The sequence below is a fragment of the Pseudomonas sp. R4-84 genome (assembly GCF_054130985.1).
Genome location: NZ_CP096390.1, coordinates 3,664,658 through 3,688,230, shown reverse-complemented (window position 1 = coordinate 3,688,230; position 23,573 = coordinate 3,664,658). Strand labels below are relative to the sequence as shown.

General features: G+C 56.6%; 23 protein-coding genes and 4 tRNA genes. 20 read left to right on the top strand and 7 right to left on the bottom strand.

Annotation, left to right across the window (positions count from 1 at the left end):
- Nucleotides 1-14: 14 nt before the first annotated feature.
- From M1D68_RS16885 to M1D68_RS16855, 7 genes are all read left to right on the top strand, one after another.
- Entirely contained in the window at nucleotides 15-575 is a 561-nt protein-coding gene (locus M1D68_RS16885) for a CvpA family protein (RefSeq protein WP_039593931.1), read from the top strand.
- A 41-nt stretch (nucleotides 576-616) separates the two neighbouring features.
- Complete coding sequence (purF, locus tag M1D68_RS16880; protein ID WP_305495814.1) at nucleotides 617-2,122, top strand: amidophosphoribosyltransferase; 1,506 nt, start codon at nucleotides 617-619, stop codon at nucleotides 2,120-2,122.
- Between the two features lie 57 nt (nucleotides 2,123-2,179).
- Nucleotides 2,180-3,391, top strand: coding sequence for an O-succinylhomoserine sulfhydrylase (locus M1D68_RS16875; RefSeq protein WP_457967831.1), 1,212 nt, complete (start codon nucleotides 2,180-2,182; stop codon nucleotides 3,389-3,391).
- Complete coding sequence (locus tag M1D68_RS16870; protein ID WP_434648356.1) at nucleotides 3,388-4,161, top strand: SDR family oxidoreductase; 774 nt, start codon at nucleotides 3,388-3,390, stop codon at nucleotides 4,159-4,161. Before M1D68_RS16875 ends, M1D68_RS16870 begins: the two co-directional genes overlap by 4 nt.
- 168 nt (nucleotides 4,162-4,329) lie before the next feature.
- Nucleotides 4,330-4,405: transfer RNA gene (locus M1D68_RS16865), tRNA-Val, on the top strand.
- 58 nt (nucleotides 4,406-4,463) lie between these two features.
- Nucleotides 4,464-4,540 (top strand) — tRNA-Asp (locus M1D68_RS16860).
- 89 nt (nucleotides 4,541-4,629) lie between these two features.
- Nucleotides 4,630-4,706, top strand: a tRNA-Asp gene (locus M1D68_RS16855).
- A gap of 188 nt (nucleotides 4,707-4,894) precedes the next feature.
- On the opposite strand, the gene M1D68_RS16850 is transcribed toward M1D68_RS16855, so the two are convergent.
- Nucleotides 4,895-6,178: an NAD(P)/FAD-dependent oxidoreductase gene (locus M1D68_RS16850; protein WP_445570683.1), complete on the bottom strand. Its 1,284-nt coding sequence runs from the start codon at nucleotides 6,176-6,178 to the stop codon at nucleotides 4,895-4,897.
- Between the two features lie 183 nt (nucleotides 6,179-6,361).
- On the opposite strand from M1D68_RS16850, the gene M1D68_RS16845 reads away from it, so the two are divergent.
- Nucleotides 6,362-6,438 (top strand) — tRNA-Val (locus M1D68_RS16845).
- 108 nt (nucleotides 6,439-6,546) lie between these two features.
- Here M1D68_RS16845 and M1D68_RS16840 read toward each other — a convergent pair.
- Together M1D68_RS16840 and M1D68_RS16835 are read right to left on the bottom strand one after the other, a co-directional pair.
- Nucleotides 6,547-7,683: a tyrosine-type recombinase/integrase gene (locus M1D68_RS16840; protein ID WP_457967829.1), complete on the bottom strand. Its 1,137-nt coding sequence runs from the start codon at nucleotides 7,681-7,683 to the stop codon at nucleotides 6,547-6,549.
- The gene (locus M1D68_RS16835) at nucleotides 7,683-7,916 is read right to left on the bottom strand and encodes a hypothetical protein (RefSeq protein WP_030142009.1); all 234 of its coding nucleotides are present in this window, start codon (nucleotides 7,914-7,916) and stop codon (nucleotides 7,683-7,685) included. The genes M1D68_RS16840 and M1D68_RS16835 overlap by 1 nt, the downstream gene beginning before the upstream one ends.
- Nucleotides 7,917-8,449: 533 nt before the next feature.
- Here M1D68_RS16835 and M1D68_RS16830 point away from each other — a divergent pair.
- The 11 genes from M1D68_RS16830 (at nucleotide 8,450) to M1D68_RS16780 (ending at nucleotide 18,036) form a co-directional block, all read left to right on the top strand.
- Nucleotides 8,450-8,638: a hypothetical protein gene (locus M1D68_RS16830; RefSeq protein WP_457967827.1), complete on the top strand. Its 189-nt coding sequence runs from the start codon at nucleotides 8,450-8,452 to the stop codon at nucleotides 8,636-8,638.
- A gap of 95 nt (nucleotides 8,639-8,733) precedes the next feature.
- The gene (locus M1D68_RS16825) at nucleotides 8,734-9,108 is read left to right on the top strand and encodes a hypothetical protein (protein WP_420765733.1); all 375 of its coding nucleotides are present in this window, start codon (nucleotides 8,734-8,736) and stop codon (nucleotides 9,106-9,108) included.
- Nucleotides 9,109-9,148: 40 nt separating this feature from the next.
- A complete protein-coding gene (locus M1D68_RS16820) occupies nucleotides 9,149-9,832 on the top strand; it encodes a phage minor tail protein L (protein WP_420765734.1) in 684 nt (227 codons plus the stop codon).
- Nucleotides 9,833-9,835: 3 nt separating this feature from the next.
- A complete protein-coding gene (locus M1D68_RS16815) occupies nucleotides 9,836-10,621 on the top strand; it encodes a C40 family peptidase (protein ID WP_457967824.1) in 786 nt (261 codons plus the stop codon).
- A gap of 242 nt (nucleotides 10,622-10,863) precedes the next feature.
- Nucleotides 10,864-11,757, top strand: a complete 894-nt coding sequence (locus M1D68_RS16810) for a hypothetical protein (RefSeq protein ID WP_434606775.1) — start codon at nucleotides 10,864-10,866, stop codon at nucleotides 11,755-11,757.
- A gap of 461 nt (nucleotides 11,758-12,218) precedes the next feature.
- Entirely contained in the window at nucleotides 12,219-12,794 is a 576-nt protein-coding gene (locus M1D68_RS16805) for a tail assembly protein (protein ID WP_420765737.1), read from the top strand.
- A 60-nt stretch (nucleotides 12,795-12,854) separates the two neighbouring features.
- Nucleotides 12,855-15,938 carry a host specificity protein J gene (locus M1D68_RS16800; RefSeq protein ID WP_457967822.1) on the top strand — a complete coding sequence of 1,028 codons (3,084 nt, stop codon included), beginning with the start codon at nucleotides 12,855-12,857 and terminating at the stop codon, nucleotides 15,936-15,938.
- 314 nt (nucleotides 15,939-16,252) lie between these two features.
- Entirely contained in the window at nucleotides 16,253-16,915 is a 663-nt protein-coding gene (locus tag M1D68_RS16795) for a hypothetical protein (RefSeq protein WP_420765739.1), read from the top strand.
- Between the two features lie 70 nt (nucleotides 16,916-16,985).
- Nucleotides 16,986-17,411, top strand: coding sequence for a cell wall hydrolase (locus M1D68_RS16790; RefSeq protein ID WP_420765740.1), 426 nt, complete (start codon nucleotides 16,986-16,988; stop codon nucleotides 17,409-17,411).
- Nucleotides 17,408-17,782, top strand: a complete 375-nt coding sequence (locus M1D68_RS16785) for a hypothetical protein (protein ID WP_420765741.1) — start codon at nucleotides 17,408-17,410, stop codon at nucleotides 17,780-17,782. The genes M1D68_RS16790 and M1D68_RS16785 overlap by 4 nt, the downstream gene beginning before the upstream one ends.
- Nucleotides 17,779-18,036, top strand: coding sequence for a hypothetical protein (locus M1D68_RS16780; protein ID WP_434559779.1), 258 nt, complete (start codon nucleotides 17,779-17,781; stop codon nucleotides 18,034-18,036). Before M1D68_RS16785 ends, M1D68_RS16780 begins: the two co-directional genes overlap by 4 nt.
- A gap of 880 nt (nucleotides 18,037-18,916) precedes the next feature.
- On the opposite strand, the gene M1D68_RS16775 is transcribed toward M1D68_RS16780, so the two are convergent.
- From M1D68_RS16775 to M1D68_RS16760, 4 genes are all read right to left on the bottom strand, one after another.
- The gene (locus tag M1D68_RS16775; protein WP_434606762.1) at nucleotides 18,917-19,132 is read right to left on the bottom strand and encodes a hypothetical protein; all 216 of its coding nucleotides are present in this window, start codon (nucleotides 19,130-19,132) and stop codon (nucleotides 18,917-18,919) included.
- A 1,256-nt stretch (nucleotides 19,133-20,388) separates the two neighbouring features.
- Nucleotides 20,389-21,177 carry a hypothetical protein gene (locus M1D68_RS16770; protein WP_457967819.1) on the bottom strand — a complete coding sequence of 263 codons (789 nt, stop codon included), beginning with the start codon at nucleotides 21,175-21,177 and terminating at the stop codon, nucleotides 20,389-20,391.
- Nucleotides 21,178-21,496: 319 nt separating this feature from the next.
- Complete coding sequence (locus M1D68_RS16765; RefSeq protein WP_457967817.1) at nucleotides 21,497-21,907, bottom strand: VOC family protein; 411 nt, start codon at nucleotides 21,905-21,907, stop codon at nucleotides 21,497-21,499.
- 153 nt (nucleotides 21,908-22,060) lie between these two features.
- On the bottom strand, nucleotides 22,061-22,801 hold the full coding sequence (locus tag M1D68_RS16760) for an SDR family NAD(P)-dependent oxidoreductase (RefSeq protein ID WP_420765745.1): 741 nt from the start codon (nucleotides 22,799-22,801) through the stop codon (nucleotides 22,061-22,063).
- Nucleotides 22,802-22,956: 155 nt separating this feature from the next.
- Here M1D68_RS16760 and M1D68_RS16755 point away from each other — a divergent pair, with 155 nt between their 5' ends.
- Entirely contained in the window at nucleotides 22,957-23,559 is a 603-nt protein-coding gene (locus M1D68_RS16755) for a TetR/AcrR family transcriptional regulator (protein ID WP_133337995.1), read from the top strand.
- The last annotated feature ends 14 nt before the right edge of the window (nucleotides 23,560-23,573 follow it).

The following is a 23,573-nucleotide window of genomic DNA, read 5'->3' as shown; positions in this document are numbered from 1 at the left end:
CTGTAGGCTGCACCGTGCCATTTACCTGGGTTGACTGGGCGATCGTTGCGATCGTCGCCATCTCCGCATTGATCAGTCTGAGTCGCGGCTTCGTCAAGGAAGCGCTCTCGCTGCTGACCTGGATCATCGCGGGAGTCGTGGCCTGGATGTTTGGTGGCTCGCTGTCCCAGTACCTCGCCGGATACATCGAAACACCCTCGGCCCGCGTGATCGCGGGCTGTGCCATCTTGTTTATCGCCACCTTGCTGGTGGGCGCAATGATCAATTATCTGATCGGCGAACTGATTCGCGTCACCGGGCTTTCCGGGACGGACCGGTTCCTGGGCATGGCTTTCGGCGCGGCGCGTGGCGCCTTGCTGGTGGTCGTGGCCGTCGGGCTGTTGAGCCTGGGTCCGGTACAGCAGGATACGTGGTGGCAGGAGTCCCGGCTCGTGCCACAATTTCTATTGGTCGCAGACTGGTCCAAGAACCTGATCCTGGGTTGGAGCAGTCAGTGGCTTGCCAGCGGTATCAGCGTACCCGCTGAAATACCGTTCAAGGAACAGCTCTTGCCGATGGCCAAAACGCCGCAGTGAGTGTTGTTCAGTTCAGATCCATTAAGTAGGGGTTGCGTCGCATGTGTGGCATCGTCGGTATCGTCGGTAAGTCGAACGTCAATCAGGCGCTGTATGACGCGCTAACCGTGCTCCAGCACCGCGGCCAGGACGCTGCCGGTATCGTGACCAGCCATGACGGCCGGTTATTCCTGCGCAAGGACAATGGCCTGGTGCGCGACGTGTTCCATCAGCGTCACATGCAGCGCCTCGTCGGGCATATGGGTATCGGCCATGTGCGTTACCCGACAGCGGGTAGCTCGACTTCGGCCGAAGCCCAGCCGTTCTATGTCAACTCGCCGTACGGCATCACGTTGGCGCACAACGGCAACCTGACCAATGTCGAGCAACTGGCCAAGGAGATCTACGAATCTGACTTGCGCCACGTCAACACCAGTTCCGACTCGGAAGTGATGCTCAACGTCTTCGCTCACGAGCTGGCCCAGCGCGGCAAGCTGCAGCCGACCGAAGAAGACGTGTTCGCCGCCGTGACCGACGTGCACAACCGTTGCGTGGGTGGCTACTCGGTGGTGGCGATGATCACCGGCTACGGCATCGTCGGTTTCCGCGACCCGCACGGTATTCGTCCGATCGTGTTCGGCCAGCGTCACACCGACGAAGGCGTCGAGTACATGATCGCCTCCGAGAGCGTGTCCCTGGACGTGCTTGGTTTCACCCTGATTCGCGACCTGGCCCCGGGCGAAGCGGTCTACATCACTGAAGACGGCAAGTTGTTCACCCGCCAGTGCGCGACCAACCCGAGCCTGACGCCGTGTATCTTCGAGCACGTCTACCTGGCCCGTCCGGACTCGATCATTGACGGTATCTCGGTCTACAAGGCGCGCCTGCGCATGGGCGAGAAGCTCGCCGACAAGATCTTGCGCGAGCGTCCGGACCATGACATCGACGTGGTCATCCCGATCCCGGACACCAGCCGCACCGCGGCCCTGGAGCTGGCGAACCATTTGGGCGTGAAGTTCCGCGAAGGCTTCGTGAAGAACCGCTACATTGGCCGCACCTTCATCATGCCGGGCCAGGCTGCACGGAAAAAATCCGTACGCCAGAAGCTCAACGCCATTGAACTGGAATTCCGCGGCAAGAACGTGATGCTGGTGGACGATTCCATCGTACGCGGTACCACCTGCAAGCAGATCATCCAGATGGCCCGCGAAGCCGGCGCCAAGAATGTCTACTTCTGCTCGGCGGCCCCGGCCGTGCGCTACCCGAACGTCTACGGCATCGATATGCCGAGTGCCCATGAGCTGATCGCTCATAACCGCACGACCCAGGAAGTGGCCGACCTGATTGGCGCCGACTGGCTGATCTACCAGGACTTGCCGGACCTCATCGAAGCGGTGGGTGGCGGCAAGATCAAGATCGAGCAGTTCGATTGTGCGGTATTCGACGGCAAGTACGTCACCGGCGACATCGACGAGGCCTACCTGAATCGGATCGAGAATGCGCGTAACGACGCGTCCAAGGCCAAGACGCAGGCGGTCAGCGCGATCATCGATCTGTACAACAACTGAGTCACGAACCGGCCCCGAGGGGCCGGTTTGCGTTTAACCGATTACAGGAGTGGCAGCATGAGTCAGGATTGGGATGCCGGTCGGCTGGACAGCGACCTTGAAGGCGTAGCGTTCGATACCCTGGCGGTTCGCGCGGGCCAGCACCGTACACCGGAAGCCGAACATGGCGATCCGATGTTCTTCACCTCCAGCTACGTGTTCCGCACGGCCGCCGATGCCGCGGCGCGCTTTGCCGGGGAAGTGCCGGGCAACGTCTACTCGCGTTACACCAACCCGACCGTGCGGGCTTTCGAGGAGCGTATCGCCGCCCTGGAAGGCGCCGAGCAGGCCGTGGCGACCGCTACCGGCATGGCCGCGATCATGGCGGTGGTGATGAGCTTCTGCAGCGCTGGCGACCATGTACTGGTGTCGCGCAGCGTTTTCGGCTCGACCATCAGCCTGTTCGAAAAGTACTTCAAGCGTTTCGGCGTGGAAGTCGATTACGTGCCCCTGGCGGACCTGTCCGGTTGGGATGCCGCGATCAAGGCCAATACCAAGCTGCTTTTCGTCGAGTCGCCGTCCAATCCGCTTGCTGAGCTGGTGGACATCGCCGCGCTGGCGGAAATCGCCCATGCCAAGGGCGCCATGTTGGTGGTCGACAACTGCTTCTGCACACCGGCGCTGCAACAGCCGCTCAAGCTGGGCGCGGACGTGGTGGTGCATTCGGCCACCAAGTTCATTGACGGCCAAGGTCGTTGCATGGGCGGTGTCGTTGCTGGTCGTGGCGAGCAAATGAAAGAGGTCGTGGGCTTCTTGCGCACCGCTGGGCCGACCCTCAGCCCGTTCAATGCTTGGATCTTCCTCAAAGGCCTGGAAACCCTCGGCCTACGGATGAAGGCTCATTGCGCCAATGCCCAGGCCCTGGCCGAGTGGCTGGAGCAGCAGGACGGTATCGAGAAAGTGCATTACGCCGGCCTCAAGAGCCATCCGCAACACGAACTGGCCTTGCGTCAGCAGCGCGGTTTCGGCGCGGTGGTGAGCTTCGAGGTCAAGGGCGGCAAGGAGGGCGCCTGGCGTTTCATCGACGCGACCCGGTTGATCTCCATCACCGCCAACCTCGGTGACAGCAAAACCACCATTACCCACCCGAGCACCACCTCCCACGGTCGCCTGTCGCCCCAGGAGCGTGAGTCGGCGGATATCCGTGACAGCCTGATCCGCGTGGCGGTCGGCCTGGAAGACGTGGCGGACCTGCAAGCCGACCTGGCCCGCGGGTTGGCGGCCTTGTGATCGAGCTGGCTACGCCGCCGAGCGGTACTCATGGCCGGGTAGCCCTGGTGACGGGCGCCGCGCGGGGTATCGGCCTTGGGATTGCCGCCTGGCTGATCTGTGAAGGTTGGCAGGTGGTTCTCACCGACCTGGACCGCGAGCGCGGTTCCAAGGTGGCGAAGACCTTGGGTGACAATGCCTGGTTCATCGCCATGGATGTGTCGGACGAGGCCCAGGTTGCCACCGCTATCGCTGAAGTGCTCGGCCAGTTCGGGCGGCTCGACGCGCTGGTGTGCAACGCCGCCATCGCCGACCCGCACAACATCACCCTGGAAAGCCTGGACCTGGCGCATTGGAACCGGGTCTTGGCGGTGAACCTGGGTGGGCCGATGCTGCTGGCCAAGCACTGCGCGCCTTACCTGCGTGCCCACAACGGGGCCATTGTCAACCTGGCCTCGACCCGCGCCGCGCAGTCGGAACCGGACACCGAGGCCTATGCGGCCAGCAAAGGAGGCTTGCTGGCCCTGACTCATGCCCTGGCGATCAGTCTAGGGCCGGAGATTCGGGTCAACGCCGTCAGCCCTGGTTGGATCGACGCGCGAGACCCATCGCAACGTCGAGCGCAGCCGCTCACCGATGCCGATCACGCCCAGCATCCGGCGGGCAGGGTGGGTACGGTGGAGGACGTGGCGGCGATGGTGGCATGGCTGCTTTCGCGCAACGCCGGTTTTGTCACGGGGCAGGAGTTCGTGGTGGATGGCGGCATGACCAAGAAAATGATTTATGAGTAAGGAGCAGCTGCAAGCGGCAAGTTTCAAGCTGCAAGCAGCGTGGTGCGGGTCCGGTGCTTTACTTGTAGCTTGGCACTTGTCGCTTGAAACTGTTTCTGAAAAAAATCCAACCCTGCTATTGACTTAGCTTCGGTACCTGCGTAAATTTCGCGGCCTCAACGCAGCAAAGGGTGATTAGCTCAGCCGGGAGAGCGTCTGCCTTACAAGCAGAATGTCGGCGGTTCGATCCCGTCATCACCCACCATGTTTCTTGAGAGTCTTGCGAAAGCAAGATGGAAGCTGTCAAAAGCATCCACCGACGCGCAGCGGTAGTTCAGTCGGTTAGAATACCGGCCTGTCACGCCGGGGGTCGCGGGTTCGAGTCCCGTCCGCTGCGCCATATTTTCCGAAGCAGGTTCGCCTGGTTCGAGATCCAAGCCCGCGGGTTTGGATCAAACGAGTTAAATGGACGCAAGTCCACAGCGATACGCAGCGGTAGTTCAGTCGGTTAGAATACCGGCCTGTCACGCCGGGGGTCGCGGGTTCGAGTCCCGTCCGCTGCGCCATATCTGCTTCGAGGCCCACTGAACGCCTTGAAGCTAAGAAGAAAGCTGAAGAGCTTCTTCCAATCGATAGCAAAGACCCTGGTCGAAAGACCGGGGTTTTTTGTGTCTGGCTGAACAGTATTGGGCCTACAACCGTGGCGAGGGAGCTTGCTCCCGCTGGGCTGCAAAGCAGCCCTGTGTCGGCCGCTTCAGAACCCCAACCGATCCCGCAACCCGTAATACCAAGCCCCCATCGCTGCAAACGGGGTGCGCAGCAATTGACCGCCGGGGAAGGGGTAGTGCGGCAGGTCCGCAAACGCGTCAAAACGCTCTGCTTGCCCTCGCAATGCCTCTGCCAGTACCTTGCCCGCCAAATGCGTATACGTCACGCCATGACCACTGCAGCCTTGGGAATAATAAATGTTATCCCCCAGCCGCCCGACTTGCGGAAGACGCGACAGAGTCAGTAGGAAATTTCCGGTCCAGGCGTAATCGATCTTCACATCCTTGAGCTGCGGGAACGCTTTGAGCATCTTCGGCCGAATGATCGCTTCAATGTTGGCCGGATCCCTTGCGCCATACACCACGCCACCACCGAAAATCAGGCGCTTGTCACCCGTCAGCCGGTAGTAGTCGAGCAGGTAGTTGCAATCTTCGACGCAGTAATCCTGAGGCAGCAGGCGATGGGCCAACTCGTCCCCCAGCGGCTCAGTGGCGATCACCTGCGTACCGCAAGGCATCGACTTGGCCGCCAACTCCGGCACCAGATTGCCCAGGTAAGCATTGCCCGCCACGATAATGAATTTGGCCCTGACCTTGCCCTGCGGCGTATGCACGACCGGACTGGCACCGCGCTCGATGCGCACCGCCGGCGACTGCTCGTAGATCACACCACCCAGTGACTCCACCGCTGCCGCTTCGCCCAACGCCAGATTGAGCGGGTGGATATGCCCACCGCTCATATCCAACATGCCGCCGACATACTCCTCACAAGCCACTACCTCGCGAATACGCCGCTGATCCAGCAACTCCAGCTGTGTATGACCGAAACGCTCCCATAAACGCTTCTGCGACTCCAGATGACCCATCTGTTTAGCGGTGAGGGCCGCGAATACACCGCCTTCCTTCAGATCGCACTGAATTTGATATTTCGCCACCCGTTCACGAATGATCCGCCCACCCTCGAACGCCATGTTGCCGAGCAACTGCGCTTGCTGTGGACCGACGCTGCGCTCGATCACATCAATGTCGCGGCTGTAGCTGTTGACGATCTGCCCACCGTTGCGACCCGAAGCGCCGAAGCCGACCTTCGCCGCCTCGACGATCGTCACTTTAAAACCGTGCTCCAGCAGAAACAGCGCGGAAGACAACCCCGTGTAACCCGCACCGATCACGCAGACATCGGTTTCGACATCATCCTGCAGGGCAGGGCGCGACGGCGTCGCATTGGCCGATGCGGCGTAATAGGACGCTGGGTAGGATGTGTTCGCCATTCTGGAACCTCTGTTTTATATTTTTTACGAATGCAGCGATCCTACCCGAGATAAAAATCCGCCGCCAGCCACCACAAAATCCTTGTCGCCTCGGCGCAATTAAATATTTTGCATATTCATAGGCTTAGGTGAAAAAAAGGTGTTGACACCCCTTTGGAATTCCGTAGAATGCCGCCTCACAGCAGGCACGTAGCTCAGTTGGTTAGAGCACCACCTTGACATGGTGGGGGTCGTTGGTTCGAGTCCAATCGCGCCTACCAAACAAAATCCGCTCTGCTGGGCGGTCTAGAAGGGCTCACCGAAAGGTGGGCCCTTTTTTGTTGAGCGCGATTTTCAAAACTTTTTCAAAACTTTTGCAAAACCCCACCTCACAACGCCAATTCGGCACCCACCTCGACGTATTCAATCGTCTGCTCGCCGTGTCCCTTTTGGTAGTGCTTCGTCATCTTTTCGTCTGCATGACCAAGCAGCGCCTGGATGTATTCCTGGGGGAAGTTCTGCTGCTCATAGAGCCACGCGCCTAAAGCGCGAATCTCGTGAAAAGTAGGGCGCTCTCCTGCTGGCATATAGTCATAGGCGTGCGCCTCGTCCCTGGCCTTGCTGAATTCCTTGGTCAGGTAATCCGGCGTCACAGAGGTCCAGTGATCCTTCGCATTGATCTGCTCCCTGCGCCTCGCCTTGGGCTTGTAATGGATCAGGTAGGGGGAAGCTACGGGTGAGCGTAGGCACTCTCCTACAACCTCGCGTAGGGCGGCCCCCATCTTGATTTTGAGGTGAACCGGATTGCTGTAACCCTGAGTTTTTCCGGGCGAAACGGTCAGCGTGTTTTCATCTATGTTGGCGGCTGATTTCTGCCAGGTCACGATGTCCTCGCGCCGCTGGAGGCTAGTCAGCGCTAGGCGGATGGCGCGCTTTAACCATGGAGGTGTAGTTGCGGCGTTGATTATGGTTTTCAGCCCGTCGAGGGTGTGACGTTGTCGCTTCTTCTCCGCCTCCTTTTTCACCAGGGTTAGCTCGGCCACATTTCGCTCTGCAAGGCCTTTCGCCACGGCAAAAGCGAATATCTGTACCCAGAGACCGCGGTGCTTCGTGTAGGCGTTGTTGCTGAACTGGTCCAGGTATTCAGCCATGGCAAGCACGTCCAATTGTCCAATCAGGCGTTCGCCAAGGTCTCGCTGATACCGCTGAAGCTTGAACTTGATCTCCTCCAGTGTGCGAGCTGCGTAGCCTTTTTCCTTAAGCCATTCGTCCTGGAAACGCTGCAATAGGATGTTGATCGTCGGCAGACGCTCGCCAGTCAAGACGGTGAGTAGCGCGCCGTCGTCTACAACCAGCGCCGACAGCTTCAGATTCGCCGCACGCGCTAGTTTTATTGCTTCCTCCAGAGGGCGGTTGATGCTTGTTACCAGGCCGGTGATGGGATTGCGGTACCGCCAATATTTTCCGTTGGGGTAGAGATTCGGCGGCAACTTCCTGTTTTTCAATATGCGTGGCCGAGCAGCCATCAACCAATCTCCGTCATCTGCGCGAGCAGCGGGTCGTTTGCTCCCATGACTGCTGCTTGCAGGTCTACAAAGTACATCCCGCCCTTGATCTCCCCGATCACTTCCCCTTCTTCAATCCACCTTTTGAGTTGCTGCACGCTGGGTTTGCCGCCTGCGTACCGTAGTTTTCTGTACTCGCTCACCTCCATGAGGCGAGGGAGCTTTACTGTCATTTGGGCAATGATTTTTGCCATGATGATGCTCCATGCCGCGCCTAGCGGCAGACGTGTTTATTGATGATTAATGGGGCGCTGTGATTGTCTGAATCACCGCGGTTCGGATGAGCGGTGGTTCACCTTGGCGGAGAATTGAGGGAACGTGTACCCATAGTTCTGGAACCGCCTTAGGCATTTCATGAAGGGATGAATCATCTTAGGGAGCAGACCATGTCCACGCCTCAAGAGCTGGAAACGTGTGCAAGCTGCAGCTGCGTGTATATCGCGCTACCGGATGAACGGTGGTTTAAAGCTCCAGTCAGCGCTCCCAAGCGCTGCCCAAAGTGCGTCGAGCGGGAAAGGCAACGAATCCTTGATCAAGCCCTCGCGATGACATGCGGACGCATGCTGGAAATATCCGGCCGGCTATCGCAGCTAAGAGATCAGGCAGGTTAGTACTACGTACGACCGGACGCGCTTGATCGACATGTTCAAGGTGGTTGCGATCTGGCTGGCGTGGTTCGTAAATAAAAGCAATTACGTATCCGAGCTCACACTGGCCGGAGGCCGACATGAGACTGCAAAGCGACGTAGATGCGCTCGCGGCTATCGAGGAGGATGCAAGAGCGATGCTGGAATGGTTAGGATTGCCAGATGACGGTCAGAAGCTCGCGCTTGTCGTCTTTCTCCGGGAGATCATCGATCTGGCAACCTACACCGATTCTATGAATTTCTTAAGCGATGGGCTTGAACCTGACTGATCCAGAGCGCTCCGTGGTAATGGCTCTGTGATGGCTCTGTGATGGCGCTTTGCAACGTCCGCAACTTGTCGCTTAAAAGTCTGGAGAGTCCATGCATGACCTTGTGCGTTTACGCTGAGATTGGCAGCAATTTTCAACAGGTGGGTGGGGACTGCCCTAATGGTTGGATTCAAATGAATGGTCAGCGTCCCGATGATGAGAAGACCCTGCTTTACACCGCATCGGAGAAAGGCGAGTGGGTAATCTCCGATAGAACGTTGCTGGAAATCCAGATGAAAAGGGAAGCGGATTGGGCATCCTCTGAGATGGTCGTCGTGGCCGAACAGCTCGTGATGCTTGAAGACTCTGACCCTGCCGCCTTGCCTGGGACAGATCGGCAATGGCGGGACTATCGAATCGCGCTCAGAGCCTGGAAGGAAGGGCACCCTGATTTCCCAGACGAAGCAAAGCGCCCAAAACGGCCCATCTGATCTCCACTCGCCTGATTTTAATTTTTTCTGAGGACACTCCATGCCGATTACGGCTGATATCCAGACGCTGGAGCCTGGCGCTTGGGTGGAGCTTTTTGAGCTCGATGCAACGATGCTGGGCGCCGAGCTGTACCGCTTCCATGGTTACCCACAGCAATCCTCAATATTTTGGCAGGGCAAAGAGTATTCGCCTTGGCCGATTAAAGCTGAAGGCTTCGAAATGACGGGGCAGGGGACGCAACCGACGCCGACTCTTTCCGTGGGCAACGTTGACGGCTTTATCACTGCGCTGGTTTTGTATTTCGAAGATCTCGTCGGCGCGAAACTGATTCGCCATCGAACCCTGGGCAAGTATCTCGATGGGCAGCCCGAAGCGGACCCAGAGGAAGAACTTCCACCAGATATTTGGTATGTCGAGCGCAAGGCTGCCGAGGACAACGAAGTTGTCCAGTTCGAACTGGCGACGGCCCTGGATTTCGCTGGAGTCCAACTACCTCGGAGACAGATCGTAGCCAACGTGTGCTGGTGGCTTTCCTGTGGCGGCTACCGAGGTCCGTATTGCGGCTACAACGGGTCACCCGTTGCCGACGAGAACGATGTCATCGTCACTGACGCAGCCAAGGATAAGTGCGGCGGTCGCTTGACTAGCTGCAAGCTACGTTTCGGCGAAAATAACCCCCTCCCATATGGCTCTTTCCCCGCTGCGGGGCTGCTCCGGACATGATCTATGAACAAAGCAAACAGAGCGGCAATCGAGGCACACGCCATCGACGAGTATCCGCGCGAGGCGTGTGGGCTGTTGGTGAGGGTAGGTCGGAAAGAGATCTACGTTCCATGCCGCAACATCGCCTCGACGCCGAACGAGCATTTCCGCTTGGCGCCTGAGGATTACGCAGCCGCTGAAGACAGGGGCGACATTTTCGCGGTGGTACACAGCCATCCCGATTATCCTGCCACACCGAGTGAGGCTGATCGCGTCTGCTGCGAAGCGTCGGGCTTGCCCTGGCACATTCTCGAAGTGCGAAAAGGCGATGACGGTGTAGTGCGAGCTGGGAATTTGATGAGCTTCGCGCCGGTTGGGTATCAGGCACCTCTGATTGGCCGCAAGTTTGTGCACGGTGTGCATGATTGTCTCAGCATCATCCTGGATTTTTACCGTCGTGAGATGGGTATCGATCTTGGCAGCTATGAGCGGGAAGACGGTTGGTGGGATAAGGGCGGCAATCTCTACCTCGAAAATTTGCCCGCGGCGGGCTTCGAAAAAATACCCGTACCGCAACATGGCGACATCGTGTTGATGCAGATCCGTTCACCGGTGCCCAACCATGCGGGGATATACCTGGCCGACGGTGTGCTGAGGAGTGAGCCAGAGCACTACCCGGCGCCCGGATCGATTCTTCATCACCTCTACAACCGCGACAGCAAGCGGGATGTGTACGGCGGGTACTGGTCTGAAGTCACCGTTGGTTACTGGCGTCACCGGGACGCAAAACCTTTGCTAAAACAGCCCTGAAATCCTAACGAGGTCATCGTTTATGGTGGGCCATGGCAGGACATGGTTAAAGGTCATCGACCCACCTGCCCGGGTTGATTGCAAATTTTTCGTGAGCTGTCAAATAGCTTGGCATTTCGCTTCATCTTCCAATCATGTGAGCGAAGCATCGCGTTACTACATCGCGATTCGTTGCGGTGCTGGGATTCGTACACCGGCCAACCGGTGATATCTTGGTGCCATCTTTCACAGGAGTGGTATTGATGAACAGAGGCGCAACGTTGCTGTCGGTTATTTTGGGGTTGGGGTCGATGATTGCATCTCTTGCCCATGCGGAATGGATGAAGTCAGAAATCAAAGACGAAATGCGTGGCACAAGCACTATAGTCTTCAGCCAAACATCATCCCCTCTGGCTGGCGACGGACCTAGCGTTACTTTAATGGTTTTAGATGATAAAGATGGAAAGCCGGGTGTAGTGTTTAACTTGAATAGTGGTCGAACTGAGGGGTGCCCCGCCGCCGACAACTCCTTTTGTAACGTGAATGTCAAATTTGACGAGGGAAAAATCACCGAGGAGCTTTTCGCGACGACAGATGGCAAACAACTGATCCCATCACAGGTAGTGGCGTTCGCCGGGTCAGTTTCGATCGCAAAAAAATTGTTTATAGAAGTGGAGTTGCAGGGAGTTGGGACTCGTCAATACAAATTCATTGTCGGCGATCTTGATATCCCCGTAGATCGAACTCCTTCGGTAAAGCTGCTAGGGTACGAGTTGGGCCGCAAATATTCTGACGTTCCATCGCCGCTGAAAAAAGTTAAGGCGAACGGTCTAGACGTATGCTACGAAGGAGAGGGCCTTACTGGCTTATTCAGCGCGGAACCGGTAAATAAGGCAACCCTCTGTTTCTTTAATGGCGTTTTCTACAGTGCGGTCATCATTCCCGGAACTAAGGCTAGTTATGTTTCTGGAGAAAAATATCTGACCAAAATTTTCGGAAAACCTGACCCTGAGGCCCTCTATCCTTCTTGGCCTAACAAAGGTGACAATCTCTTAAATAAAAATACTAAGCGTGCAGCTTATTTCACGTTCAGTCCGAATTCCTATTACGACCCTCTAGTAATCACCGATGAGATTGTTTCTCCGCTCGTGCCATAGTGCTAGGGCGTGTCTTTCTATGAAGGAGAAATGAAATTAGCCCTAATGCTCCGTTAGGTCGTCTTGTCTGCCTGCGCTAGCAGGCAGACTCCGATCAACCGAAGCCGATCCGGTGCCGCCGTCTAAGCTTTTTCGCATTTCAGGACGCCCTTTGGTGGTAAATCTGTGTTGGTAGTGACGCACGGTGAGGGCTGCGTTAGCACTGGCTGTAAGACTCCTGTGAACATCAACGGACGCCGAGCTGCAGAAACCGGCTCAGGCGAGACCGCGTAATTCCGTGTGGCTCTAGGTGACCATATATTGTCTCGGCATCGTCCTGCGGAAGCGGCCTGAATGAACTTGACTCCACCATAAGGAGCGGCAGTTCAGGATATTCAAAGACTAAATGATGAGCATGGATGTATCACTCACCACGCAATAATAAAAGCCGCCTTGGGCTGTTTTTTTCGTTCGGAGGAAAAATGTCGCAGTTGCTTGAGAAGATGCAAACGGTGATTGTGTCCAAGCAGTTAGCTGAAATCACTGGCAAGCGCGAGCACCGTATTACGACCGGAGCAGGCTGGCGCGACATCATCGGTTATTTCAAGCAGTTTGCTGGTTTCGAAAAATTTATGCTTGAGAGCAAGGATAAGGGCCTTCGTTTTGCCATTTTTAATGGCAATAGGAACATTGGAGAGGACGACCTCGGAAAGCCTACGGGGAGGGATGTCATCCGAATCGTTCCAGTTATTGAGGGTTCAAAGCGTGCCGGGGCGCTACAAACCATAATCGGTGCCGTACTTATCGTGGTTGGCCTCGTCTACAGCCCGCTTCTGCCGGTCGGCATTGCCATGGTTGCCGGTGGGGTGATGCAAATGCTCAGTCCCCAGGCAAAAGGTCTGGGCACCCAAGACAGCCCAAACAACCGACCCAGTTATAGCTTCAACGGCCCGGTTAATACCAGCGTCCAAGGCAACCCTGTCCCGCTGCTGTATGGCCGCATGATTGTCGGCAGCGCCGTGATCAGCGCGGGTATTTACTCCGAAGACCAGATGTAACCGAAGCATCCATCACGAGGCCCGCCATTGAGCGGGCTTTTTTTCGCCCAAAGGAAAGTCATGACCCAGCTAGCCATAGCCGGACGCAAGGGTGGTGAGTCGAAGCCGCGTCCTTCCGTTGAGGCTCCGGACAACCTGCAAAGCACCGCTTTCGCGCGAATTCTCGACCTGGTGAGTGAAGGTGAGATTCGAGGCTTGGTGAACGGCATGCAGTCCATTTTTCTTGATGAAACACCGCTGGCAAACCCGGATGGAACGCTGAACTTCAGCGGCGTCAGCCAAGAGGTGCGAACCGGCAGTCAAGATCAACTACACATCTCGGGCTTCCCCGCGGTGGAGAGCGAAATTGCCGTCGGTGTTGAGCTCCGCTCCGACCAGCCTTGGGTGCGCGCGGTAACCAATCTTCAACTCTCGGCAGTCCGGATCAGACTTTCCACTCCACGTCTTGCACGGACAAACACCACAAATGGCGACACCAACGGATACACGGTCCGATACAGGATTGAGCTGTCCACCGACGGCGGTCCCTTTGTGTCCGTGCTAGACGCGGCTTTCAGCGGAAAGACATCGACAAAATACGAACGATCACACCGCGTCGATCTTCCTAGCGCGACCAGCGGCTGGACCGTGCGCGTGATCCGTCTGACGGCCAATGCCACCAGCTCCGCGATATCAGACACCACCAACGTTGAGGCAATTACAGAGATCATCGACGCGAAGCTGAGATACCCAGGTTCGGCCATCGTCGGCCTGCAATTCGATGCGTCGCAGTTTCAATCGATTCCGACTCGCTCGTTCGATTTGTATGGCCGCATCATCAAGGTTCCAAGCAACTATGACCCAGAGACGCGCACCTACACGGGAGTCTGGGATGGCACCTTTAAAAGCGCCTGGACAGATAATCCTGCCTGGATTTTTTACGACTTACTGCTGCATTTCCGCTATGGGCTCGGCCATCTGCTGAACGCGGGGCAGGTGGATAAATGGGAGCTGTATCGGATCGGTCAGTATTGCGATCAGCCAATCCCCGACGGGAAGGGCGGCACCGAGCCGCGTTTCACCTGCAATCTGTACCTTTCGGTTCGCGCTGATGCGCTGCGCGTGCTCCAGGATCTGGCGACAGCGTTCCGTGGGATGGCGTACTGGGCTGCTGGTTCCGTCATGGCCGTGGCCGATATACCAGAGGATCCTGTTTATACCTACTCGAATGCCAACGTCATCGACGGGAAATTCAACTACGCCGGATCTGCCAAGAAGACGCGCTATACCGTTGCGCTGGTGAGCTGGAACGATCCTTCGGATTTTTATCGGCAGAAGGTTGAGTACGTAGACGACCAGCCCGGAATCGCTCGTTACGGCATCCAACAAACCGAAATCACAGCTACCGGATGCACGTCTCAGGCTCAGGCGCAGCGCGTTGGTAAATGGGCATTGCTTACTAACCGCCTGGAGACGGAGAGCGTCAGCTTCTCCGTTGGCTTGGATGGCACCTTGGCGCGGCCTGGTCAGATTATCCGCATCGCGGATAACGACAGGGCTGGACGCCGAATCGGTGGCCGGCTACGTTCTTCAACGCTCGACACTCTCGTGCTCGACGCGGATGTAACCGCCTTTCCGGGCGACACCATCACCCTGATTATGCCCAACGGTAAGGCTGTCTCTCGAGCCATCAAGTCCGTTGGCTATCCCCTGACTTGGGACAGCTCCGGCATCACGTGGGACAACGGCAACATCACTTTTGATACCACGGGTTTTCCGGCTGAGGTACAACAAGTTGTGCTGTCGGAAAGCCTCGAGGCGTTGCCACCGCTTCACTCCATGTGGGCAATCGACTCACCTGCCTTGGCGGTGCAACAGTTTCGGGTGATGTCCGTAGCGGAAGATTTTTCGGACACGGAAATCAAGTTCACCATCAATGCTGTACGGCACAACTCGAGCAAATACGGTGCAATCGACAACGGCAGCCGTATCGAGCGTCCACCAATCAGCGTCGTTCCCCCAAGCGTTCAGAAGCCGCCAACGAACGTGACACTCAGTAACGACCATTTCGTCGATCAGGGTAGCGCGATCAGCGTCATGACAATTACCTGGGAGAGGCCAGAAGCGGCAATCGCTTATGAGGTGTATTGGCGCAAGGATGAAGGTGATTGGATCTTTGCAGGCCGTACCGGGACGACATCAATTGACGTCAGCGGGATCTATGCCGGGAGGTACACGGCGAAGGTGCGAGCGATCAACTCGCTCGATATCGGCTCTGTTTTCGCAACCTCTGCGGAGACGGTGCTGAACGGAAAAACTACGCCTCCGCCTGAAGTCTCCTCGTTCATTGCCGAGTCGATCGTGTTCGGTATCAAACTGAAGTGGGAGATTCCTCAGGGCGTAAGCACTGCGGATCTGCAACGGACGGAGATCTGGTATAGCGAAACCAACCAGATCGTAGATGCCACCAAATTCGGTGACTACACCTACCCACAAACTGACTTGACCATCATGGGACTCGCTCCCGGAAAAACCTATTTCTTCTGGGCACGCCTGGTTGATCGGGTCGGAAATATGGGCGCTTTCTTCGGCCCAGTCTTTGGACAGTCGTCGGCTGACGCAGGGCCAATCCTGGACTACCTGAACGATAAGATCACGGAAACCCAGCTCAGCAAGCACTTGCTCGAGAAAATCGATTCCGGCGGCGCCCAGATAGAGATCGACGCTCTCAAGAGCGAGCTTGCCGCGATGTACAGCATCAAGACCCAGCTTACTGTTGATGGGAAACCCTACCTTGCCGGGATCGGGGTTGGAGTAGAAAACGACGAAGGAATCATCACCAGCCAAGTCCTCATCGCAGCCAGCCGCTTCGCGATAGTCGATCCCAACGCTTCGGAGGTCTTCTATCCGTTCGTGGTGCAGAACAACACCGCTTACATCAAGGCGGCGTTTATTCAAGACGGATCAATCACCAATGCGAAGATCGGCGACACCATTCAATCAACCAACTATGTCCCTGGGGTGTCGGGTTGGAGGCTCAGCAAGACGGGGGGAATTGAGTTCAATGGAGCGGTCTCGGGTGGAGGCAAGCTCACGATCAATAACCAAGTTGTTCAGGTCTTCGATCAGGCAGGGCAGCTTCGAGTGCGTCTGGGGATCTGGTGATGCCAGCAGGATTAGAGGTTTACAATGCTGACGGCTCGGTGTCCTTCACAACCGACACGATCACGGGGCGATACCTAGGATCGTTTTTCACCGGAACGGCAAATGGTTCTGTTTTTGTGCCTGGGTTTGCAGGGGGAAGCCCATGGTTTTTCTCTGCAAAAGGGGTAGGTGGAGGTGACACCACGGTTGTTTGCGTGCCATTCATCACCATTAATGGGACCACCATTTCGTGGAGCTTTTCCGACTTCAGGGGGCAGGGCACCACTGCGAATGTCCCTAGGGTCGGGTGCCAGGTTTTCTATGGAGTTAGGTAGATGCCAATAGGGCTTCAGGTATTCAGGGACACCAACACCCTTCAGATCGATTCAGATGTCCTGACGGTTTCGTTTTTGGGCAAATTCACTATATATGGTTGGACCCGTGGCTCGACCATTTATAGGGCTGCTTTAAGCCTGCCCAAGGCAACCAAGTTTGTCCTCTTCGGTGAGACGGCGGCTTCATCGTCCATTGCAGTTAGGAGCGTTGTTCTTACTGCCAGCAGCGCTGATTACGAGTTCTGGTCGAATACTGCCGACAGCGTCGTGTGCTACTGCTTTGGCGATGCTCCTGTTGTCCCGTCGCGTTGTGGCTTGCAGCTTTTTGACTCGGCAGGAAACCTCACCTTCGACTCGAACAACAAAATCCTCAGGATTTCCGCAGTGTATGAAACCAGTTCGGACACGCAGTCGTTCTCATTGCCGGTCGTGATTGGCCGTACCTACGCCTGTGGGATCAGCAACTATGACACGCGATATCGCCAGAATCAGGTAGGACAAAATCTCGCGTTCATGGTGATGATTCGGTCGGTCAGGGTGTCAGGTGGAACTGTCACGTCGGGGCTTCTAGCGAATCAAGGGCCGCCGACAACCAGCCCGCCTGCCAATTCACCGATTGGGCCAATGCCCGTGATTATGGTCGCAGACGTTACCGGCTTCTAACTCGTTCATCTCGCTCAACCCAATTCCAAGCCCGCCGAGAGCGGGATTTTTTTTGCCTGGAGAAATGTAAATGACTACAACAGAAAAGGATCGCGACATCCTCGCGCGCACGCTGTGGGCCGAAGCCCGCGGGGAGGGGCTGGCCGGCCAGGTTGCCGTGGGCTGCGTAATCCGCAATCGCGTGAATGATCGCAAGGACCGCTCCTGGTGGGGAGAGGGCTATGCAGGGGTTTGCCTGAAACCCTACCAGTTCAGTTGCTGGAACAAGAACGACCCGAACTATCCCTATTTGAGCGGAGCCAAGCCAATCCCGCCGAAGCAGTTCGCCCAGGCACAGCGGGCGGCGGATCTGGTGATCTCCGGCGCGGAGCCTGATATCACCAATGGCGCGACCCACTATTACGCGACCACGTTGCCGAATCCTCCGATCTGGGCCAAGGACGCCACCCAGACTTTCCGCCTCCGGCACCACATCTTTTTCAAGGATGTGCCATGAGTCCCGCCACGCTGAAGTTGTTGGTCCTGGGCGCGCTGGCGTTGCTGCTGTTCTCCGTAGGAGCGGGGTTCGGTGGGTGGCTGGCTGCTGCCCACTATAGGCCACTGCTGGACGCATCGAACAAAGACCTATCCCGGGCCACTCTGGCCCGTGACAACCTAGAGTCGTTGGCCGGCGAGCAAGGCCGGAAGCTGGGCGAGCTTGTTCTGGCGGGTGAGTTGCGGGAGCGAAATGCCGCATTGGCGCAGGATAAGGCCAGGGAAGAGGCCCAGCCAGACTACGCGGTAGCCAATCGCCTCCTGCAGGAGCGAACCGGCGGCGCCCAGTGCACCGCGGCTGAATCCATCATCGATCGGGAGCTTGGCTTATGAAGGCGATGCTGCTGATTGGTGTGCTGGCGCTGGCGGGATGCGCCGGTCGTGAGCCTGAGATTCGAACGGTCCGGGTGGAGATTCCCGTGCAGGTGCCATGCAAGACCGAGGAGGTGGCGGCACCGCTCTGGGCAACTGATGGGCTTAAGAAGTCCGACTCGCTCGAGGTGAAAGTCCGGGCGCTGCTGGCTGAGCGCCGGCAGCGCATGGGCTATGAGCGGGAGCTTGTCGCAGCAGTTTTAGCATGTCGGTAACAGGTTAATATCACTGACGACTAGGTGGGACCTATTCGGCAGGTAGGTTTGTTAAGTGTTCCTCCGTCATAGGTGAGCTTCTGCACAGCACCGCGTGTACTTTGTGGGCAAGCATCCCCTCGATAAAGCGGCTGTGAAGGTCGTACTTAGCAGCTTGAGCACCTACAACGCTGCTGTGGTATCCCATTTGGCGTACGTACCTAGTAGTGCAGTCGATCTCGATCATGGTGTAGGAGGTAAAGTAAGAGCCTACGCGGCGAATAACTGCCTGGACGGTAGGCCCGGTCTCAACAGAGGAAATGATGGAGTACTCTGAATCATCATCATACGACCATTTGTAATCCAGCTGCATACCTGCAGCTGAAGGGAACGATAGGCAAGAAGTTAGAAAAAAGGTGGCGACTCTCATTTTGATCTTCCTTGAAATAGGCTGCAGGCCATCAAGCCTTTTGTAGCGTAGTCGCTGCTAGAGCCAAGGTTGATCGATTGGGTGTTTTGGGGACGAGTGTCAGATGGGTAAACCGGCGACAGGGCGAGCTAGCTCGGCCCCCTTGGTTGCGCGCGTTGCCGATAACGTGGCTAACCTTGAGCCACTCGAAGGCTTCGGCCGGTTCGCCCTTGTGCAGCACAATCTGCTCCGCGCCCTCCTGCGGCGTAGCTGAGTCAAGCCACCACGGGCGGTTTCTGCGTGGATCACGACGGGGTGCCGGTCATGAATGTCGACATGCCGCGGCGCCGTCGGCAGGATTCATGGAGGAACAAGAGCCCAACTTGACCGAGCGCATGCTCAACGAATTATCTCCATTACCGACGATGGAGACGGAGCAATAATGAAGCTTGCTGCTTGCCAGGCATATTTGAAAGAGCTCACGCAATATGATCAATGACGCAGAGAATTATCCAGTGCCATTTTGGCATCAGCTGTGATTGCATCTGCCTCGCGCTGACTGATGATGTCGCAGTGAACGTAACCGTTGAGCATCATGATCAACTGGTGATAGTGGAACAGCGCGGATCCGTGACCGATCAAAATGCTGTGGATTTCCGCCTCCGCATATCGCAGGACTTTTTGTTGCAAACGCTGTTCAGTCTTCAAGGTTATCTCCTTTTAGGTCCCCCTCGATGGACCGGTAATGGGATCCACGCTTTGGTTACCGACGGACGGTAGCCTACAGCTTGCTGCCCTACCGGAGCTAAGGCCGAATTCCCATAGCCTATCCCATAAATTGGAACGTTGCCGTGACGCTAGGCTCAACAACGTGATGATGTTTGGGAGGTAAGGACGATGGCTGAGCTGGATAAGGAGCAGGCGTTGAGTGCATGGAGAGGGCTCCTCAGGCGGCCGGATAGCCGTCCCGATGCTGAAAAACAGTACGATCTTCTCCTCCGAATTGCTGAACGAATATAGGCAGAAGGGGATAATCGATTACGCAGAATGGCGCAGGCTTGTTGAGAAAGCTCTAGCGTTGTACGCCCGGTCCATCAAGGATTAATCGAACGAGTGTTAGCAACCAAAAACAGAAACCCGCCTAGTGGCGGGCTTTGTATTGCGGTGGGGTGGTGATGCTCAATTGATTGCCAATATTTCCCAGTGGTTGTGCTCTGTGGGTTTTCAAGCCCTGTCGGGCTAGCTGAATGTCCCCAAAGATATGCGTAGCGAGGTTTTTCAATCCGGCTTCCCCTCGATAGTCACTTCTCACCAGACCCACCACTGCAAATGATTCTCCGGTTTCACCTGTTACCGTAAGAGAGGCAGTACCGTCACCCCATAAAACACATTTGACCATGCTACCTGGTAGCAAGCGTCCCAAGGCATCCTCTATTTCAGCCCTACTTAGTCTATCCATGGCGCAGCCTCGGGTTCGTAGGGACCAGAGGATAAGCCAGAAAAACCGTTAGTAATATGGTGGCGCCGTTTCTCTCTGGGGTCAGCCGGTGCCGCCGGGAATCCGCCCGATCATCGGCCAGCGGTCGTGTATGAATGCATATTCCGGAGGAGGGGAAGTGGTGACTATGTACACGCGCCGAGCATCGCCTTCACCTAATATTAGGCATTCAAGCCCAAAGCCCTCGTTCATATCGAACCAGTGCGACACGCGATTCGCATCTTTCTCCATGTATCGCTGCACAAGTCCCAGCGCTCGCTGCGGGTGATACTTTTCCCATCCCCCTCGTTCCACCGTCTCTAGTTTTGCCCACCCACCTGATGGGCCTGTGCCTTTCTCCTCTCGACGGCGCCCCCATCGCACCCAGCCAAGATCCGTCCCGTCCTGCAGTACCACGGGAATTGCTGCCTTGGGGTTCGGGAAATACACCCTGACCCGTTCATACGCTCTATTTTTGTCCGCTGCCTCAACTCCGCCGCACATCTTGCACCCCGGGTTCGCTGGTTATTTCCAGTGGACCTCGACGCTCCAAGGGAAGTTTACCTGGGCATTTCGGTCTTTCGACGAACCCTAAGCCGTTGCAAGATAGGCAATTGTCGCGCTCGCCAAACCGATCCAAGCACGATGAACACAGGACGAACCTTGCCAGTTCCGCAAACGGCCTAAGCGTTTCCATTAGCACTAAATTTCGATTTTCGCGCGCGATTTGCAGGGCATCGACAAGCCACCGGTAGACGTCTGGATCTTCAACGGGCGTATAGACAACTCCCAAGATCATTCTGGCTGTCTCAACCAAGTCAAACTGGCGACCATCATCCAAGGTAAGGACAAACCTCTCAATCACGCCCGTGGTTGGCGCCGCGCTATAAATCAGCTTCAACTCTCCACCTTGGCGATACACATTTCCGTCGTAGGGGCGGATGCAGCCGCCCTCGCTTTTTTCCAAAAAGGTTGATTGATGAATCGTGCCAAGGTTTGAGGAGCCGTCTCGCGCGACGACGTCGTATTGAGACGCGCTGTGATACAGGACCGTCGTCGATTGCAGCTCTTCTACTGCGAGCCAGTATGCGAAGTTCGCTAGTTCATCCATGCCAAACTGTTCGTCTCGATCAATCAACCGCTCCTCGGCCAGCCTTGCGCTTGCCGAAAGCAGGCTGGACCGATACGCCTCGGGCTTCTGTGACCGGAAGTCGTGATCATCGAGCGTATCGCGCCATTGCTTGATTCCCAGCGCTTTGGCTTGTTCAAAATTCATGGGAGGTCGCTTGCTCGGTTCTGTATGTGCATACAGTATCCAAGGCAAGGCAATACTTACGAGGGCTAGGCGACGAGCGCGTCGACGGCAGCTTTCGGGCCAGGAGCAGCCATTTAGCACCAGGCTAGAGGAGCAGCCTCAGGATTGCAGCCGTGCGACGAGACATCTTGAGTTGGCGCTGCTATCTGTTATAAGAATTGCTCCACGGCTAAAGAGGAACGCATTCAATCCTGTGAAAACGTCCATGGCTAACCGCTCGATGTGGTTGAAAAGCTGGCGAAGAATGCCACCCGACAGGTCCTGATGAAAGCCCAGGTAACTAAGGCGTCCGTTGGCAAACACACTCCAGATTCACTCCGTCAGGGCCCAGTACATAGGCCGCGTAATAATCGGAGTGGTACTGAGGCCTGATCCCTGGTGCGCCATTGTCCTGTCCGCCAACGGCGATGGCAGCCGCATGGAATGCGTCGACGGCCCCATGACTCTGCGCCATCAGCGCGATATGAGCCCCGTAGCTGGGAACTGGAGCATCGTGCAGCCACAGGAATGGCTTGCCTGCGGAGCCGAACCCCAGTCTGCGAGGCGTCGAATGCGGATGGTCCGTCTCGATGCTCATTAGCAATGTGATCCCTAACGGCTCGAGCGACCGTTCGTAAAAGGCGCGAGCATGCAAAATGTCCGAGACATTAATGCCCACATGATCGATTACTGATCCAGCAAACTTTCTCATTTGGTACTCCTTGCATCCCCCGATTCACTCGGCGGGATGGTTGCGCTCGTCATCTATAAGCGAATGATATTTCCCGTTGCGGATTGTCAGTTAAGGCATTGTCGTCGTTCAGCGGAAGGTCAGCATTTGGCGAGTCGACCGATCCATGTACGTTCAAACCTGAGAAGCTCCACCGTCGGCGAACAGCTCGGCACCATTGACATAGCTCGACGCCTCGCTCGCCAGAAAGAGCGCAGCTTGGCCGATCTCGTGTGCCTGGCCGATCCGGCCGAGGGTGCTCTTCTCATTTAGCAAGTCGATTACCTGTGGCGCATTTTCACCAAGCACGGCCCGTAGGGACGGGGTGTCCACCGGCCCGGGGCTGAGTAAGTTAATGCGTACACCCGATCCTTTAATGTCGAGAATCCAGCTCCTCACCAACGCGCGTAGTGCGGCCTTGGTTGCTCCGTACACGCTCATACCAGGTCCAGGGTTGATCGAAGAAGTCGAGCCGATAATGACAACGCTGCTCCCCTCGCTCATCAGCGGTAACGCCCCCTGAACCGTAAAGGTGGTGCCTTTGACATTGGTCGCGAACACCCGATCGAAGCCCGCTTCGGTGATTGCACCTAGAGGCTCGATTTCACCCATCCCGGCATTAGCGATCAATACATCGATACGACCGTGGACCGCACCGATATGCTTGAACAGTTCCCCTAGGGAGGCTGGGTCCGAGATATCAGTCCGCACCGCAGAAACATTCCCACCGAGGCGACTTGCTGCTTCGTCTAGCTGAGGCTGGCGGCGCCCGGTAATGATCAGATCCGCACCCTGGCTGACGAATGCTTCGGCGATTGCGAAGCCGAGGCCCGAAGAACCGCCAGTAACCAGCACAACCTTGTTTTTGAATTGCATGTGTTGAACCTCAACTGTCGAATATGTAGTGAACACTACATAGAGAGGACGTCCTCTGCAAGTTATTTAGTGACTACTAAATAAAAGGTACAACCGAAGCGGTTGAACTTGCATGTAGCGATCACTACAGTGGCGTGTCACCTAGAGAAATAGCCATGAACGAAAAACCCAGACAGCGCCGTTCCGCCTTTGACCGGGAGCAAGGGATAGCCATCGCACAAGCACTATTTCACCAGCGTGGATACGACGCTGTCAGCCTGACCGACCTGACCGAGGCAATGAATATCAAGCCGCCGAGCTTTTACGCCGCCTATGGAAGCAAGGCCGAACTGTTCGAACGAGCAATGCATCGCTATGCCGCAGAAAACGCGCTGCCAATGGACAGACTGCTGGCACCGGATCGACCTCCTGCCGAAGCGCTAACCTCGCTGCTGATTGCCGCTGCGCAGCAGTACGGGCGAGATAGCGCTTTGCGTGGTTGCCTGATCACCGAAGGCCTGCGTGCGGACGATCCGGTCGCTCGAAACATGGCGGAGAAATTCGGCGACGCTGGAATCCAGGCGATCCGCCGGTATCTGGACCAAGTCTGCCCGGACGCTGCGCAGACCCGGGCTGACTACATCCTGGTCACCCTGCGGGGGCTGTCTGCAGCGGCATGCAGTGGGATGTCCAGCGAGCGCTTGGTGAACGTCGCACGGATTGCCGGCAGGTTGCTTGCCCATGAGTTCGAGGCAGACGACAGCGCAGTGGAATCCTGAGTAAACAACATCTG